This is a genomic window from Aureimonas altamirensis (assembly GCF_001463885.1).
Lineage (GTDB): Bacteria > Pseudomonadota > Alphaproteobacteria > Rhizobiales > Rhizobiaceae > Aureimonas > Aureimonas altamirensis.
Map to the genome: position 1 here is coordinate 185,502 of NZ_BBWQ01000015.1, position 15,469 is coordinate 200,970.

Sequence of the window (15,469 nt, forward strand, 5' to 3'; positions counted from 1 at the left end):
GCGGCGCTGAAGCAGCGTCTCGCACACCGGCTTGACGTCGCATGAAATATCGCATCCCTTCATATGAAATCATATTCATCATGAAGGACGATGTCCCTGTCCAGCCAGTCCAACCTTAGCCCGGTCGCCGGTTTCGCCGACGACCCCGGACATCTTGCGGTCGCGGCGGATGCGGCGGCCCGGGCCGGCGACTGGCGCGCCGCGGCGCGCCTGTACGAACGATCCTTCCGAAGCAACCGACGCCTTGAGTCTGCGGCCATATCCGCGTGCCGCTGCTTCATGCGGGTCGGGGACGCGACTTCGGCCATCGCCATCCTTTCGGAGCTTCTGGCCGACGCGCCCCGGCACTATACGGCGTTGATGGAGCGCGGCCGGGTGTATGCGGCCTGCGGCCGGCAGCAGGATGCGCTGACCGATTTCCGCAACGCCGGCGCTGCCGCGACCTACAAGTTCGAGCCGATGCTGGAACTGGGCCTGCTGCTCGAGGACATGCAGGACGGCGAGGGGCCCGCCGTGCTGCGCGGGGCCGTGGCCCAGGCCGGCCGCCAGGGCGCGGCGGCGCTGTCGGAGGTGCTTCGCCTCATCGCCATACGCCGCCTGGCGCGCCGCGACGGCACCGGGGCGCTCGAAGCATCGAACATGGGCCTTCACCATGCCACGACGATTCGGCAGGACGAAAACGAGATCTGCCGTTGGCTGATCCGGCAGGCCGAAGCGCTGCTTATGCTGGGTCGTACCGAAGAGGCGTGGAGGGCGTTTTCGGCCTCTTCGGCCGCCACTGCCGAGGATGTCCTGGCCCGCCTTGGCGACGTGTCGTACCAGCATGGCATGATGGAAGAGGCGGAGGAGGTGTTCCGCCGTGCCTGGCTTCTGCACCCAGACAGCGCCAATGCGGCCTTCAACCTCGGCAAAATCCTGTCCACGCGGTGGAAGGTGGCGGAGGCCCAGGCGATCCTGGATCGCGCGGAGCACCTCTACCGGGTTGCCGGCAATCAGCCGATGCTGGCCGAGATCGGCATCACCAAGGCGGCGATGCACTGGCGAAGCGGCAACGCCGATGCTGCGTTCAATGCCTATTCGGCCCTGAACACCGGCCTCGTCGGCCACGCGGAGGTGCCGGCAAGCATCGCGATGACGAGCCTTTACAGCGACCGCCTGTCGGCAGCCGAAATCCGCGACACCCACAGGATGCTGTTTGCCACGATGGGAAGCGGCGCGCGACAGGCCGGCTCGTTCGTCCGTCCGCCCCTGGAGGGCAGGCGGCTGAGGGTGGGCATGCTCGGCGCCGACATGAAGCGCTTTCACCCGGTCAACATGTTCATGCAACCGGTTCTACGGGAACTCGACCGAAGCCGGATCGAGGTCTTCTTCTACCATTGCAGTACGGGCTACGACGACCAGACCCATCTGGCGCGCCAGCGTGTGGAGCATTGGCACGAAGTGGCCGAATGGTCGGACGAACGGCTGGCCGTCCAGATGGACAGGGACGGCCTGGACCTTCTGATCGACCTTGTCGGCCACACGAGCACAAACCGCGCGCCGGTGCTGGCCAGGCGCGCCGCCCCGGTGCAGGCGATGTATCTCGGCTATCCCGGCACCACAGGCCTGCCCAATGTCGACTGGATCCTCGGCGACAGCATCGTGACGCCCCCGGAGCTGGATCACCTTTATACCGAGCGGGTGTTCCGTCTGCCTGGCACCGTCTTCTGCTTTGCGCCGGAGACCGATTTTCCGCCGCTTGCCGCAGGCGAGCGTGCGGGGCCGATCGTGTTCGGCTCGATCAACAACGCGCCGAAACTCAATGCGCGGACCCTTAGATGCTACGCGGGCGTGCTATCGGCGGTTCCGCAGTCGCGGCTTTCGCTCCGTGCACCAAGCTTCGTCGATGATGCGGCGATCGAGCATTTCCGGGCCGGCCTGCGGGCGGCCGGGGCCGATCTCGGCCGGGTCGATTTTCATCCGCCGCTGCCGCTGCCGGAGATGATGGCTGCCTTTGCCGACATCGACATAGTGCTGGATTCGGTACCCTATTGCGGTGGCACGACGACGCATCAGGCGTTGTGGATGGGCGTGCCGGTGGTCACCATGATGGGGGAGGGCTTCGCCGCCCGAATGGGGGCAAGCTTTTTGTCGGCGGCCGGCCTCTCCGACCTCGTCGCAACTGACGACGCCGGATATCTGGCCGTGGCGGAGAGCCTGGCAAACGACCGCACCCGCCTTGCGGACCTGCGACGGAACCTGCGTTCCAGGCTGATCGGGCACGAGGCGTGGAACGTGGTTCGGCATACGCGCGCCGTCGAGGACGCCATGTTCGCAATGGCGCGGGCCGGAGCACGCCGCGAAGCCGACGTTCAATAGAAGCACGGTTTCGATATCGGACAGAATGCAACCGTAGGTAGCAGGACAGCGAAGTCATGAATAATGTAACCTGCATCGTATGTTTAATGTGACGGTACGATAATCATTATGTCGCAGACTTCAGAAGCCGGACAGGAAATCGCGGCACGCTTCAACGGCGCCAATGCGGCCTTCAGGGAGGGTCGCTGGGCCGTCGCCCTCGAAGGGTTCGAAGCAGCGCTCGTCCTGGACGAGCAACTCGAGCCGGCTGGCATCCAGGCAGCCCGCTGCCATGCCAATCTTGGAAACTGGGCCGCTGCGCGCGACGCTTTCGCGCGTGTGCTCATGATCAACCCGTCAAGCTACACCGCCTGGCTGGAAAGCGGCCACGCCTGCCGCCGCCTCGGCCTGTTCGACGACGCGGAAGCGGCCTATCGGCGCGCGGCGGGGCTGGCGCCGAACCGGCACGAGGCGTTCGTCTCCCTGGCGCGCCTTCAGGAAGAGTTCGGGCATTTCGACGCCGCCGACGAAACGCTCGCCAAGGCGCTGGATGCGGCACGTACGACATCCATGCAAACGGTTGCCATGGTGCACCGGATGATGGCCCGATACCGGATCGAGCAGAAGATGCCTGAGCGCGCGCTCGCCTCGCTTGAGGTGGGCATCCGCATCGCCGCCGACGCCGGCGCCGATGTCAACGAATTGTGCGAGTGGCAGCTCGATCGCGGCAACGCGCTGATGCTGATGGGCGAGAAGGAGCGCGCCTACAAGGCCTTCGGCGCGGCATCGGCCTCGACGGTCGAGGCAACCTTGCAGCGCCTTGCCCAGGTATCCTACGCGCATAATCTATGGGTCGAGGCGGGCGACGTCCTGCGCCGCAGCGCCGAGCTCAACCCCGCAAGCCCGCATTCGCTGCTGGCGCTTGCCAAGCATCTTGCCGAGTGCTGGAACATCACCGAAGCCGAGCAACTGCTGGACAAGGTCGACGCCTTCGGTCCCAACGCCGAATCCGCCGGTATCCGTGCCAACATGGATATCCGCCGGGGCGATGCCGAAGCCGCCGTCAACATTCTCATCGAAGAGGCGAAGGCCAATCACACGGGTGGACGCGAATGCTCGCGCGTCGCGATGACGTCGCTCTATTGCGACACATACGACGCGAAGGGCATTCTCGATCTGCACAAATGGCTTTTCGAGCCGCTTGCCGCCCATGCCCGCGACCGGTCGTCGCTGCGCAGGAAGCCGTTGAAGGGGCGTCGCATCCGCCTTGGCTTCATTGCCGCCGACCTTCATTACCAGCATCCGGTCAACATCTTCATGCAGCCGATCCTGCGCGAGCTCGACCGTGAAAAGTTCGAATGCTTCGTCTATGCGTGCGGCGGGCTCTTCGACGACCAGACACGCCTGGCGCGCGAGCGCGCCGAACACTGGCTCGAGGTCGAGGCCTGGTCCGACACCCAGCTTGCCGCCCGGATCGAGCAGGATCAGATCGACATACTGGTCGATCTTCTGGGTCATACCGCCCATTCCCGCGGCGCCATGCTTGCACGCCGGGCCGCGCCCTATCAGGTCAATTATCTCGGCTATCCCGGCACAACGGGCCTGCCCAACATGGACTGGCTGATCAGCGACGGCGTCGTCACGCCCGAGGGCGCCGAGGAATTCTACTCTGAGAAGATCGCGCGTTTGCCCGGAACGGTCTTCTGCTACGCGCCGGAGGAAGAATACCCGCTTCCTACCTTCAACGCCGAAATGGAAACCCGGCAGCTTACGTTCGGCGCCGTCAACAACGCGGCGAAATTCAGCCGCAAGACGCTGGCGCTGTATGCCCGCGTGCTGGAGGCCGTACCTAACTCCCGCATGATCATCCGGGCGCCGAGCTTTGGCGACAAGCAGGCCGTCGCCCTGTTCCAGCAGCGCTTCGAAGAACTGGGAACCGACCTTTCACGGCTGACCTTCCTGCCCCCGGTGGCCATGCCGGACATGATGGCCGCTTACGCCGACATCGACGTGGTTCTGGATCCGCATCCGTACAACGGAGGCACCACCACCATGCAGGCCCTGTGGATGGGCGTGCCCGTCATCACGTTGGAGGGCCACCAGTTCGTGTCGCGGATGGGAGCCAGCTTCGTCCGCGCCGCCGGCCTGGAAGATTGGGTGGCCGCCAATGAAGATGCCTATGTGGCGGTGGCCGTCGCCAAAACAAAGAACCGCAAGCAACTGCTGAACCTCAAGAAGGGCATGCGCAAGAAGCTTCTGGCCCGTCCGGCCTGGGACCCTGTCGCGCATACCCGCAACTTCGAGAAGGCGCTTCTCGACATCATCGACAGCGAGAGCGTGATTCCCGCCGAATAACCGGCGTTCCCGCAACTCATATGCGCAATCTGAAAGGGCCGGCCGGTCATGATCCGGTCGGCCCTTTTCCATTGCCGAATGGCGATCTCGCCTTTCGGGCGCCGCAAGGCAGTTTAAACTGGTGCCGCATTGCACTACAGGCAGAGCCTTCGGAAAACGCGAAGCGAGGATGATCCGTGGACGAGTTCGTCAAAAGCCTGATGGAAAATTACGGGGCCTTCGGTATCGGACTGCTCATGTTCCTCGAGAACATCTTTCCGCCCATACCCTCGGAAATCATCATGCCGCTGGCAGGCTACCAGGCCGCCCAGGGGCAGATGTCCATCTACACGGTCATCCTGGCCGGCACGATCGGCACGGTGCTCGGCATCATGCCCTGGTACTATCTCGGCTATTTCTTCGGCGAGCAGCGCATCATCCGCCTGTCGGAGCGCTTCGGCCGCTGGATGACCCTGGCGCCGTCCGATGTCCGCGCTGCCGACCGCTGGTTTCGCAAATACGGTTACCTCGCCGTGTTTCTCGGCCGCCTGGTGCCCACCGTCCGCACGCTGATCTCCATTCCGGCGGGCCTTGCGGAAATGCCGCTGCCGGCCTTCCTGCTGTTCTCCACCATCGGCAGCCTGATCTGGACCTCGTTCCTGGCGCTGTCGGGATATCTCCTGGGGCAGAGCTACGAGCTGATCGACGAATATGTCGGCCCGGTTTCCAACCTCATCGTCCTGTCGATCGTGGTCCTGTATGTCTACCGGGTCATCACCTTCAAGCCGGAAAGCCGCCGGGCACCGTCGCGCGCCGAGTGATCAGCCGGGCGGCGCGCCTGCGCCGTCGTCGGGCTCCGCCTCCGGGTAGGAGTCCAGCCTGCGGGTCGAGCCCCAGCGGTCGAGAATGTCGTTGATGTCGTCCAGTATGAAATACAAAGCGGCATCGCGGTCGTAGCCCTCATCGCGAAGCTGGTCGTAATCGGTGTAGCTGTGGCGGATATGGGCAATGGCCGCCAGCCAGAATGCCTGGTCCGGCCCGACGGTGCGCAGGTGCCGCGAGCGCGCGGCCGAGCGGACCGTTTCGGCATCCAGAAAGGGAATGCGCGGCGTCGTCGCCCGCATGGCTCTGTCGATCGCCCGTTGACGTTCCGTCGCCATATCCGTCCCCACCGTCGACTGTCGGTCGTATGATGGCACGGGGGCAGGGCCGTGCGAAACAGACTTGCACCTTCCTGGCAGGAGATATAAGGATTTCCTTATATCATAATGCAACGGAGATGTCGTGGCATCGTCACTGCCATTCGACGAAACGGTCAACATGCTGAAGGCGGTCGCCGAGCCGACCCGGCTGCGGCTTGCCCTTCTGTTGCTGCAGGGCGACCTGACCGTCAGCGATCTGGTGAAGATCCTGGGGCAATCGCAGCCCCGCATATCGCGCCATCTCAAGCTGATGGTGGATGCGGGCGTCGTCGCACGCTACCAGGAGGGGGCCTGGGCTTACTTCCGGCTGAGCGGAGACGACAGTGCCGAGCTCGTGCGGCGGATGCTGCCGCTGGTGGGCGCGGCGGATGGCCCGCCGGCCCACGACAGGGACAGGCTGGCCGTGGTGCGTGCGCAGCGGGCGGAAAGGGCGGCGGCCTACTTTGCCGACAACGCCGCCGAGTGGGACCGTATCCGCGCCCTGCATGTGCCCGATGCCCAGATGGAAGCCGCGTTGCTGGACGTTCTCGGCGACGATCCGATAGACAGGTTTCTGGATATCGGCACCGGCACCGGCCGTATGCTCGAACTCATCGGACCGCGTGCCCGCCAGGCCGTCGGCGTCGATGCCTCGCGCGAGATGCTGGCCATCGCCCGCGCCAAGCTGGACGGTGCGTCCCTATCGCATGTCTCTGTCCGGCAGGGCGACGCCTACAATCTGCCGGTCGAGCCGCTCAGCCACGATCTGATCGTCCTGCATCACGTGCTGCACTTCCTGGACGAGCCGGCCACGGCGCTGCAGGAAGCGGCGCGGGCGTTGCGCCCCGGCGGACGCCTGGTGGTGGTGGATTTCGACGCCCATGACTGCGAATTCCTGCGCGAAGACCATGCCCATGCGCGGCTGGGCTTCAGCCAGACGATGCTGGCCGGCTATTTCGAAGCGGCCGGCCTGGAGGCGACCGACGTCCGTGCGCTGCATCCCGGCGAGCGCGGGCAGCTCACCGTACTCATATCCACCGCCCGCAAACCCGCCCGCTCCAACCTGGTCGAAGCGGCGCCGCCGGCTCGATACGCATGACAGGAACGAACCTCATGTCCGCTACGTCACCGGCCCAACGGTCGAACCTCCGTGTCTCCTTCGAGTTCTTTCCGCCGAAATCTCCGGCGATGGAACAAACGCTCTGGTCTTCCATCCAGCGCCTTGCGCCACTGGAGCCAAGCTTCGTTTCGGTTACCTACGGTGCGGGAGGGTCGACGCGGGAGCGAACCCACCAGACGGTGAAGCGCATCCTGGAAGAGACGGATCTTGCACCGGCCGCCCACCTGACCTGCGTCGACGCCTCGAAGGGCGAGGTGGACGACGTCGTCCGCCAGTACCGCGATACGGGCGTGCGCCACTTCGTGGCGCTGCGGGGGGACAGCCAGGCGGGGGCAGGGACCGCGTTCGTCGCCCGGCCGGATGGCTATCGCAACGGGGCGGAGCTGACGGCGGGCCTGAAGGCGATCGACCCGTCTTTCGAGATATCCGTTTCCGCCTACCCGGAAAAACACCCGGAAAGCCCGGATTTCGCAACCGACATCGACCTGTTGAAACGCAAGGTCGACAATGGCGCCAGCCGGGCGATTACGCAGTTCTTCTTCGACAACGACACCTATGAGCGCTACGTCGAGCGCGTGCGGCGCGCCGGCATCTACGTTCCGATCGTACCGGGCATCGTCCCGATCCACGACTTCACCAAGATACAGCGCTTCTGTTCCGCCATTGGCGCCAGCATTCCGATCTGGTTGGCCGAGCGGTTCGAGGGGCTGGAAAACGATCCGCAGACACGGGCGCATGTGGCAGCCGCCGTATGCGCCGAACAGGTGCTCGACCTGACGCGGCGCGGTATTTCCGATTTCCATTTCTATACGATGAACCGCGCCGACCTCGTCTACTCGATCTGCCATATCCTGGGCATGCGCCCAAGGTCGGATGCCGTGCCGGCACCGGGTGAGGCCGCCGCCTGAGCAGGCGTCATCGGCAATGAGCGGGCATTAAAAAACCGGGGCCAGTACATGACCCCGGTTTCTTATCGTCGATTATCAGGAGCAGCGGCAATAGCCGAAAGGGGTATCAGGAGATGACCCCGGTGACCAACGCACCGATAAAAAAGAATGCGGCCCCAATCATAGCTATGTTGAGCGATCGCGTGATTTCCATCGGATGTAACTCCCTTCTCACGGTGTGTTACAGTGTTAATCAATCCTGAATGACGGTAAAGGGCAAAACGTTGCGGCAGGGCGGCATCCATGGGCGCAAATGTCGCAATCGCCTAATTTAAAACGATAATATCCGACGATATTTTTCCGTGAACGACATCGCCGGCCTCCCGTCTTTTGCGGTGCAAAAGCACGGCTTCGTCACGCAATCGGCTTCATCCTGCCGCAGTATGCACCATCTAGGGTGTCTGGATTCGCATGAGAGAGGGTCGCGTTGCAGAAGTTCGATACAGCCATCGAGGCCGTTCATACCTTGCGTCCGGACGTTCCCGTATACTGCTTTAGGCCAGAGGTGCTGACGCAGGATACGAGCTCTTTCATGGACGCGTTTCCCGGCGAAACAGCCTATGCGGTAAAGACCAACGGCGAACCCATGGTTCTGGATACGTTGGCGAAGGCAGGGGTAACCTTGTTCGACGTCGCCTCGCCGGGAGAGTTCGCTGCGGTGCGGGCCGTCGCCCCCGATGCCGGCATGCTGTACATGCACCCGATCAAGGCGCAGTCGGATATCAGGCTGGCGCTGGAAACCTACGGTATCCGGGTCATGTCTCTCGACCACGAAGACGAGGTCGCCAAGATCCTGCGTGTCGTGCGTGCGCTGGATATGGACCCGGCAACGATCACCCTGTTCGTCCGGCTGCAGACCAAGGGGCATGCCGCCTACGAACTGTCCAAGAAGTTCGGCGCCGCGCCCGCCCATGCGGTGGAGCTGCTGCAACGGTGCCACCGCATCGGCTTCAAGACCGGCTTGTGCTTCCATGTCGGCTCGCAGATCGAAGACCCGGAGACCTACGAGCGCGCTTTGGCCTCGGCCGACTGGGTGCGCAACCGCGCCGATGTGCCTTTGGCCGGGCTGGATGTCGGCGGCGGCTTCCCGGCCGAGTATGGATACGACCCCAAAAGGCGCAAGCCGGACATGCCGGGCTTTCCGGAGATCATGGCGCGGCTGCGGGCCGACCTGAACGAATGGGGCTTTTCGAATGTCCCGCTGGTGGCCGAGCCGGGCAGGGTCATCGTTGCCAGGGCCTTTTCGCTGATCGTGCGCGTGCTGCTGCGCAAGGGGCGCAGGCTATACATCAACGATGGCATCTGGGCTTCGCTGTCGGATTCCTGGACGGGAAAGATCACCCTGCCGGCGCGGTTCATTCCCGATCCGGCGCGCAAGCGTCGCCATGGCGATGCGGGCAAGATCGCCGCCTTCAAGGTATGCGGCGCAACCTGCGACAGTGTCGATATCCTGTCACGCCCGTTCTGGCTGCCCGAGACGGTGGACACCGGCGACTGGATCGAGATTGGCCACATCGGCGCGTACTCGCTGTCGCTGCGCACGCGCTTCAATGGTTTCTATCCCGATACGTTCGTCCATGTGACGACACCGTTCGGTGCCGGCGATGCCGCCGAAGGCTATGCCAGCCTTGAAACGATGGCCGACTGAGCGTCAGCGGCGGGTGTCGCCCTCTTCCAGGCCATGATGATCGAGGATGATCTGGATGTTGCGGCGATGCGCCTTGTAGTAGACGTCGAAGGCATCGCCCACGACGGGCACCGCCCCGAAGGCGGTGTCCACGCCGATATTGTACAGCATGGTCATCAGCTTGCGCTTCGGCACGCCAAGCTGCCGCGCCTCGTTGACGATCAAAAGGCCGACAAGCGCGCCGGCGGCATCGCCGAAAATCGGCACCATGCCCATCAGCGCATCCGCACCGAAGCGAATATTGGTGCCGGGCAGGCGCAAGGCCGTGTCCATGACGCGCGCCACCATCGCCAGACGGCGGATACGACGCAGCTTTTCGTCGCGGCTCATGCCACGAACGGCTTCACCCGGCAGGATATATTCGACAGTGGCCATCTGGCGCTCCCATCAGCAACTTGACGTTGCAGATGTGGGCATTGCAACCAGCAGTAAAAAGAGGCGGCGACCGGATTTCGGTTCCGGCCGCCGCTCTAGCCCTTCGTTTAGAGGGCGGACAGCAACTGGCGCGTCGGCCAGCCATCGGCCGGCATGCCCAGCCGGATCTGCTCCTGCCGTACGGCGGCGCGTGTGTTGGCGCCCAGGATGCCATCCACCTTGCCGACATCGTATCCGCGTGAAACCAGCCGCTGCTGAAGCTGCTTCATCTGGTCGCCGTCCAGGCCCGGCTGCGGGTTGCCCTCATGCACGGCGGGCGCCCCCGCCAGGCGCGTGCCGAAATAGCCGGCCGTCAGGGCGTAGACGAGCGAGTTGTTCCAGGTCAGGTACACGTCGAAATTGGGGAAGGCCAGGAAGGCCGGCCCGCCGCGCCCCTGCGGCAGCACGATGGAAGCGGGGACGTTGTCGCGCTCCAGCGGAGTGCCGTCGGCCTTGGTGACGCCGAGTGCCGCGAAGTTGCCGCGCGGCTCCTTGGCGACGAGGGCGGCCCGGTCGAAGGGGAAGTCGGCGGGAAGACGCACTTCCTCCAGCCAGGGTTGGCCACGCTGCCAGCCCAGATGCTGGATGAACTTGCCGGTCGTCATCAACACATCCGGCACGTCGGTCAAAAGGTTGATGCGGCCGTTGCCGTCGGCGTCGGTTCCGAAGGCCAGGTAATCCTCGGGCAGCATCTGCGTCTGGCCGAGCTCTCCCGCCCAGGCGCCGCGCATTTCGGATGGCTGCAGATAGCCGCGGTCGACCAGCGCGATCGCGCCCATCAGATGCGGGCGGAACAGGTCCGGCCGGCGGCAATCATGCGACAGGGTGGCCAGTGCGTTCAGCGTGTCGAAATCGCCCAGCACGGCGCCGTAATCGGTCTCAAGGCCCCAGAAGCTTGTGATTACGGCGGCCGGAACGCCGGTCTGCGCTTCCACCTCGCGGAAGACGGATGCGTATTTCTGCATACGCTGCTTGCCGTTGGCCAGACGGTTCTTGTTCACCATGCGGCCCTGAAACTGAAGCCACGCCTGCTGGAACACGCCCTGGGCGCGGTCACGCTGCAGGACCTTGGGGTCCTGCCGCACCGAAGCCAGCGCCTTGTCGACGCCGGCCTGGGAAAGCCCACGGCCGATGGCCTCAGTGCGGACACCCTGCATGAAGGCGCCGAAATCGCCACCGCATGCGGCGCCCTGCGCCATGGCGATCGAGGAGCTGGCCCCCAGAAGAAGAAGCGCGGCGCCGAGCCGCTTGACGGTTTTCATGATTCCGGTTCCCGACATATCGAATTGACAGGGCTGAACGCCGCGATCATGGCCGTTTGAAGATGACCATCGCAATGCACGGGCGGTTTATCGCCGTGTGTGCGACGCCAGCCACCTTTGCCATTCCTGGCGCGATCCGGAAAACGCGTTCCGGTCGACGTCGCCCTTGATACCGGCCACGGTGCCCGTTGCCGTGTACTGCCAGAAGTGGAAATCACGCGCTTCGTAGACATTGTCCGGGTGGTCTGCCACGGCCCGCAGCCAAAAGCGGTGGTTGGGATAGGTGCCCACCAGCCGGTCGCGATGAATGTCGATCGGTGCGTAGATGATGGGGCGCATGCCGTAATGGCGCTCCAGCGCATCCATGAAGGCGCTCATTTCGCGCTGCATTTCGGCCCTGTCTGGCCTGCGGGTGCAGGTGGGGGAATGGGGTGTCCATTCCACGTCGAGGACGGGCGGCAGGGAGAGTGCGTCCTGCGGCACGTTCTTGATGAACCACCGCGCCTGCTCGATGCCCGGCCGGCACCAATAGAAGAAGTGGTACGCGCCATGCGGAATGCCGGCATCGCGGGCGCCGCGCCAGTTTTCGTGGAAACGCTCGTCGAGGCGGTCGCCGCCTTCGGTGGCCTTTATATAGACGAACTCGACGCCATCGGCCCGCGCTGCGCGCCAATCCACATCGCCCTGATACTTGGAAATGTCGATACCGTGGACGGGGTAATGATCCGGCCGCTCTCCGGCGATGCGGGTAAGGCCAAGCTCGACCGGATCGAGGCTTGCCGTGCGGCACCCCGTAATGCCGAGCGCGCCCGCCAGAAGCAGGATTCCTGTCGCGATGACGCGCCTGTTCAGTTTCATGCGGTATCCCGATCCTGCCCGATATCCCTGGAAAATGGCCAAGCAGCCTTTCGTCAGCCTTGAGCCGAATTTGCGGCCGAGGCGATCACGTTCGTAAGATTCTGCAACATGCTTTGATCGGGAAACTGCAACTCCTGCGTGTCTGGCACTGTTGTGGTGCTGAAGGACGAACTGAACAGGACAAGAAAATTATGAGGAAGCCCCTTATCGCTCTTGGCGCTGCTGCGCTGCTTGGCCTTGCAGCGTGCTCCGACAACAATTCGGCTGAACAGCCTGCACCGCCTGCCGGCGGTACGACGCCACCCGCGACGACGACCACCCCGCCGGCCACGACGGCTCCGCCTGCTGCCGAGCCGGCCCCGGGTGGCACCACAGGCGGCACGACGGGCGGAACCATGGGTGGTTCCACCGGGACGACCAACCAGTAAGACAATCGGCTTGTACGCCTGACTGGGCCGGCAGCGATATCGCTGCCGGCTCTTTGCTATCTTCGGTAGGTTTCAATCCACGACGCCAACCGTTTATGATGGGCGCCGTGATTCCGAGCCGGTCTGTCCGGCGTAAGGGTGCAAACTGCCGCATGTCGATTCTGTCCACTCTCGGCGCCTTGATGCGGGACGTTGCCATTCAGGGTCTGCAGGCACTGGAGGCAATCTTCGAAAGGCTGCGCGCGCTGTACGAGCGCGACGCGGAAACACGCCGCCGCGTTGCCTTCTCCGTTGCGATGATCGCCCTTGCCGCCAAGATGGCCAAGGCGGATGGCGTCGTCACGCAGAACGAGATTTCCGCATTTCGCCGCATCTTCGCAATTCCCGCCGAGGAAGAGCGCAACGTCTTTCGCCTCTACGATCTTGCGCGGCAGGATACGGCCGGCTTCGAGCTTTATGCAGCCAAGCTACGCGGCCTCTGCAGCAATTCCTGCGATGGCGAATGCGCGATGCTGACGGATATCCTCGACGGGCTTTTCTTCATTGCCGGCTCCGACGGGATCGTGCACGAGCGGGAGCTGGCGTTTCTGGAGCGGGTTGCCCAGATCTTCGGCCTCGGCGAAGCCGAGTTCGCACGCATCAAGGCGCTGCATGTCCATGAAGGCGAGGGCAGTTCCTACGCCGTGCTGGGTGTTTCTCCCACCGACCCGATGCCGGTGATCCGCCGTCGCTACCTTGAGCTGGTGCGCGAAAACCATCCCGACCGACTGGCCGCAAGGGGAGTGCCGCAGGAGTTCATGTCCATCGCGGTAGAGCGGATGAAGGCGATCAACGCCGCCTGGGATAGCATCTCGCGGGTGCCGGCCACGTGAGTTTTCGCAGCGACAGCGCAAGTGTCGACCGGGTCGTGCCATCCCCCAACCATGGAGAGCGTCGCGGCGGCATCCGCAAGCCCGATATGCTGGTGCTGCACTATACCGGCATGCGGCCGGGCGATTCTCCCCTGGAGCGCCTGACCGACCCGCAGAGTGAGGTGTCGGCCCATTATCTGGTGATGGAGGACGGCGAGATCGTCCAGATGGTGCCGGAAGCGCTCCGGGCCTGGCACGCAGGGGAAAGCTTCTGGCGCGGCGAACGTGACATCAATTCCAGGTCCATCGGCATCGAGATCGTCAATCCGGGCCATAATCACGGCCTTAGGCCGTTTCCGCCCGTGCAGATCGCCCGCCTGATCGAATTGTGCAGGGATTGTGTCGTCAGATGGGCAATCCCTGCCGTAAACGTGGTGGCGCATTCCGATATCGCGCCGTCCCGCAAGGAAGATCCCGGCGAATTGTTTCCGTGGGATCAACTCTCGGCGGCCGGTATCGGCATGACCGTGGAGCCGGTTCCGGTGTCCGGTGGGCGCTTCCTGTCGCACGGGGACAAGGGCGAGCCCGTCGCGGCCTGGCAGGCGATGCTGGCGGCCTATGGTTTCGATATGGCGGCAGACGGAAACTACGGTGATGCAACGCGTCTGGCCACATTGGCCTTCCAGCGCCATCATCGCCCGACGCTGCTGGACGGCATCGCCGATACGAGCACGGTCGGCACGATGCACCGGCTTCTGTCGCAGCGTCTATCGATCAAGCCGAAGCCCCATCCTGCGCCGTAATTGTAACGGGCGTTAACATTCCGTGAACGCACCGACACATTGCCGTTTCTTTTCCTGACGAGAAACCGCCCTAACGGCACTGGCGTCGCTTGCGGCGCCGATGCCGCTTCGGCGTCGCAGCGTTTCTTGCCGCCGCAACAACCAGTGTGCCGGCATCAATGCGTGTTCTGCAGCCGGCGATATCGACAGGACGATGATGAACAGACTGCCCCTTCTGGCTGGGGTCGTGATGATGTCGCTTGCCCTCATCCCAGCCGCTCGTGCCGATACCGCTTCTTCCACCTCCACAGCGCCGATGGAAACCGGAGAGCCGACAAGAACCGTGGAAACCCCTTTCACCGACATGCCCTATGCCGAGCTGATCGCTACCGAGGCCGAGCGTGCCGGCGTGCGACTGGAGCTCGCCCATGCGGTGATTTTCGTCGAAAGCAATTACCGGCCCGACGTGACCGGCTCGGCGGGCGAGGTCGGCCTGATGCAGATCAAGCTGGCCACCGCCCGCGACATGGGCTTCAAGGGCACCCGCAAGCAATTGTACGATCCGGCCACCAACCTTCGTTACGGCATGCGCTATCTGGCGGGCGCCAAGGAAAAGGGCGGCGGCACCCTGTGCGGCACGATCCTGAAATACAATGCCGGCCACTATGCGAAGCGCTCCAACCCGACCTCTCGCCAGTACTGTCGCAAGGTGCAGGTGCAGATGGCAAGCTACTGAGCGCCGAGCTCGCTTGACATTGGCGGCGCGTGGGCACAGGTTCCGCGCGCCAGCCGGCCGGGCGACCGCTGCCGCAAGGGCCGAAAGGCCGCGGAAGAGGAAAGTCCGGGCTTCACGGAGAAACGGTGCCGGGTAACGCCCGGCGAGGGTGACCTCAGGGAAAGTGCCACAGAAAGCAAACCGCCGGCGCGCCGCATGGCATGCCGGTAAGGGTGAAAGGGTGGGGTAAGAGCCCACCGCGCGCCTGGCAACAGGCGTGGCAAGGTAAACCCCACCGGAAGCAAAACCGAATAGGAACGACACGGCGCTTGCGCCAGCCTTCTCCGGGTCCGTCGTTCGGGTAGGTTGCTTGAGGCGCGGTGCGAGCCGCGTCCCAGATGAATGGTCGCCGCCCGGCTGCAAGGCCGGTGCACAGAACCCGGCTTACAGGCCGGCTGGCTCTTCGACCCAAAGCCCCCGATCTGCTCCGAAAATTTCTGCCCCATTAAAATGGGTGGCCATGGGATGGCTGCAGCCGCCAGCCCCAGGCGCA

Annotated in this window: 14 protein-coding genes and 1 other RNA gene; 11 read left to right on the plus strand and 4 right to left on the minus strand. The window is 64.0% G+C overall.

Annotated elements, in window-relative coordinates; all coding sequences use genetic code 11:
* Positions 1 to 90: 90 nt before the first annotated feature.
* The 3 genes from AUL31_RS12210 (at position 91) to AUL31_RS12220 (ending at position 5,492) form a co-directional block, all read left to right on the plus strand.
* On the plus strand, positions 91 to 2,358 hold the full coding sequence (locus tag AUL31_RS12210; protein ID WP_060606686.1) for a tetratricopeptide repeat protein: 2,268 nt from the start codon (positions 91 to 93) through the stop codon (positions 2,356 to 2,358).
* A gap of 108 nt (positions 2,359 to 2,466) precedes the next feature.
* On the plus strand, positions 2,467 to 4,692 hold the full coding sequence (locus tag AUL31_RS12215; RefSeq protein WP_060606689.1) for an O-linked N-acetylglucosamine transferase, SPINDLY family protein: 2,226 nt from the start codon (positions 2,467 to 2,469) through the stop codon (positions 4,690 to 4,692).
* 176 nt (positions 4,693 to 4,868) lie between these two features.
* Complete coding sequence (locus tag AUL31_RS12220; RefSeq protein ID WP_192842524.1) at positions 4,869 to 5,492, plus strand: DedA family protein; 624 nt, start codon at positions 4,869 to 4,871, stop codon at positions 5,490 to 5,492.
* Here AUL31_RS12220 and AUL31_RS12225 read toward each other — a convergent pair whose 3' ends face one another.
* Positions 5,493 to 5,831 carry a DUF2293 domain-containing protein gene (locus AUL31_RS12225; RefSeq protein WP_060606693.1) on the minus strand — a complete coding sequence of 113 codons (339 nt, stop codon included), beginning with the start codon at positions 5,829 to 5,831 and terminating at the stop codon, positions 5,493 to 5,495.
* A gap of 124 nt (positions 5,832 to 5,955) precedes the next feature.
* On the opposite strand from AUL31_RS12225, the gene AUL31_RS12230 reads away from it, so the two are divergent.
* The 3 genes from AUL31_RS12230 to AUL31_RS12240 all read left to right on the plus strand — a co-directional run bounded on the left by AUL31_RS12230 (position 5,956) and on the right by AUL31_RS12240 (position 9,567).
* Positions 5,956 to 6,951 (plus strand): ArsR/SmtB family transcription factor, encoded by a 996-nt coding sequence (locus AUL31_RS12230; RefSeq protein ID WP_244489393.1) that lies wholly within the window; start codon positions 5,956 to 5,958, stop codon positions 6,949 to 6,951.
* Between the two features lie 14 nt (positions 6,952 to 6,965).
* Entirely contained in the window at positions 6,966 to 7,880 is a 915-nt protein-coding gene (gene metF, locus AUL31_RS12235) for a methylenetetrahydrofolate reductase [NAD(P)H] (protein ID WP_060606694.1), read from the plus strand.
* Positions 7,881 to 8,346: 466 nt separating this feature from the next.
* The gene (locus tag AUL31_RS12240) at positions 8,347 to 9,567 is read left to right on the plus strand and encodes a type III PLP-dependent enzyme domain-containing protein (protein ID WP_060606697.1); all 1,221 of its coding nucleotides are present in this window, start codon (positions 8,347 to 8,349) and stop codon (positions 9,565 to 9,567) included.
* A gap of 3 nt (positions 9,568 to 9,570) precedes the next feature.
* Here AUL31_RS12240 and AUL31_RS12245 read toward each other — a convergent pair whose 3' ends face one another.
* From AUL31_RS12245 to AUL31_RS12255, 3 genes are all read right to left on the minus strand, one after another.
* The gene (locus tag AUL31_RS12245; RefSeq protein WP_143190244.1) at positions 9,571 to 9,981 is read right to left on the minus strand and encodes a DUF4112 domain-containing protein; all 411 of its coding nucleotides are present in this window, start codon (positions 9,979 to 9,981) and stop codon (positions 9,571 to 9,573) included.
* A 107-nt stretch (positions 9,982 to 10,088) separates the two neighbouring features.
* Positions 10,089 to 11,282: a lytic murein transglycosylase gene (locus tag AUL31_RS12250; protein ID WP_060606700.1), complete on the minus strand. Its 1,194-nt coding sequence runs from the start codon at positions 11,280 to 11,282 to the stop codon at positions 10,089 to 10,091.
* Between the two features lie 87 nt (positions 11,283 to 11,369).
* Positions 11,370 to 12,134 (minus strand): glycoside hydrolase family 25 protein, encoded by a 765-nt coding sequence (locus AUL31_RS12255; RefSeq protein WP_409359967.1) that lies wholly within the window; start codon positions 12,132 to 12,134, stop codon positions 11,370 to 11,372.
* 197 nt (positions 12,135 to 12,331) lie between these two features.
* On the opposite strand from AUL31_RS12255, the gene AUL31_RS20335 reads away from it, so the two are divergent.
* From AUL31_RS20335 to rnpB, 5 genes are all read left to right on the plus strand, one after another.
* Positions 12,332 to 12,568, plus strand: coding sequence for a hypothetical protein (locus AUL31_RS20335; protein WP_143190243.1), 237 nt, complete (start codon positions 12,332 to 12,334; stop codon positions 12,566 to 12,568).
* Between the two features lie 161 nt (positions 12,569 to 12,729).
* A complete protein-coding gene (locus AUL31_RS12260) occupies positions 12,730 to 13,440 on the plus strand; it encodes a J domain-containing protein (RefSeq protein ID WP_192842525.1) in 711 nt (236 codons plus the stop codon).
* Positions 13,437 to 14,222, plus strand: coding sequence for a peptidoglycan recognition protein family protein (locus tag AUL31_RS12265; RefSeq protein WP_060606706.1), 786 nt, complete (start codon positions 13,437 to 13,439; stop codon positions 14,220 to 14,222). Before AUL31_RS12260 ends, AUL31_RS12265 begins: the two co-directional genes overlap by 4 nt.
* Positions 14,223 to 14,418: 196 nt before the next feature.
* Complete coding sequence (locus AUL31_RS12270) at positions 14,419 to 14,937, plus strand: lytic transglycosylase domain-containing protein (RefSeq protein WP_073469344.1); 519 nt, start codon at positions 14,419 to 14,421, stop codon at positions 14,935 to 14,937.
* A gap of 49 nt (positions 14,938 to 14,986) precedes the next feature.
* Positions 14,987 to 15,379, plus strand: an RNA gene (gene rnpB, locus AUL31_RS12275) — RNase P RNA component class A.
* Positions 15,380 to 15,469 lie beyond the last annotated feature (90 nt).

What these genes read in the sequence shown, in the direction of transcription:
- AUL31_RS12250 (WP_060606700.1), bottom strand. Translation starts at nt 11,282, where the DNA reads ATGAAAACCGTCAAGCGGCTCGGCGCCGCGCTTCTTCTTCTGGGGGCC.
- AUL31_RS12270 (WP_073469344.1), top strand. Translation starts at nt 14,419, where the DNA reads ATGAACAGACTGCCCCTTCTGGCTGGGGTCGTGATGATGTCGCTTGCC.
- AUL31_RS12245 (WP_143190244.1), bottom strand. Translation starts at nt 9,981, where the DNA reads ATGGCCACTGTCGAATATATCCTGCCGGGTGAAGCCGTTCGTGGCATG.
- AUL31_RS20335 (WP_143190243.1), top strand. Translation starts at nt 12,332, where the DNA reads ATGAGGAAGCCCCTTATCGCTCTTGGCGCTGCTGCGCTGCTTGGCCTT.
- AUL31_RS12225 (WP_060606693.1), bottom strand. Translation starts at nt 5,831, where the DNA reads ATGGCGACGGAACGTCAACGGGCGATCGACAGAGCCATGCGGGCGACG.
- AUL31_RS12215 (WP_060606689.1), top strand. Translation starts at nt 2,467, where the DNA reads ATGTCGCAGACTTCAGAAGCCGGACAGGAAATCGCGGCACGCTTCAAC.
- AUL31_RS12210 (WP_060606686.1), top strand. Translation starts at nt 91, where the DNA reads ATGTCCCTGTCCAGCCAGTCCAACCTTAGCCCGGTCGCCGGTTTCGCC.
- metF (WP_060606694.1), top strand. Translation starts at nt 6,966, where the DNA reads ATGTCCGCTACGTCACCGGCCCAACGGTCGAACCTCCGTGTCTCCTTC.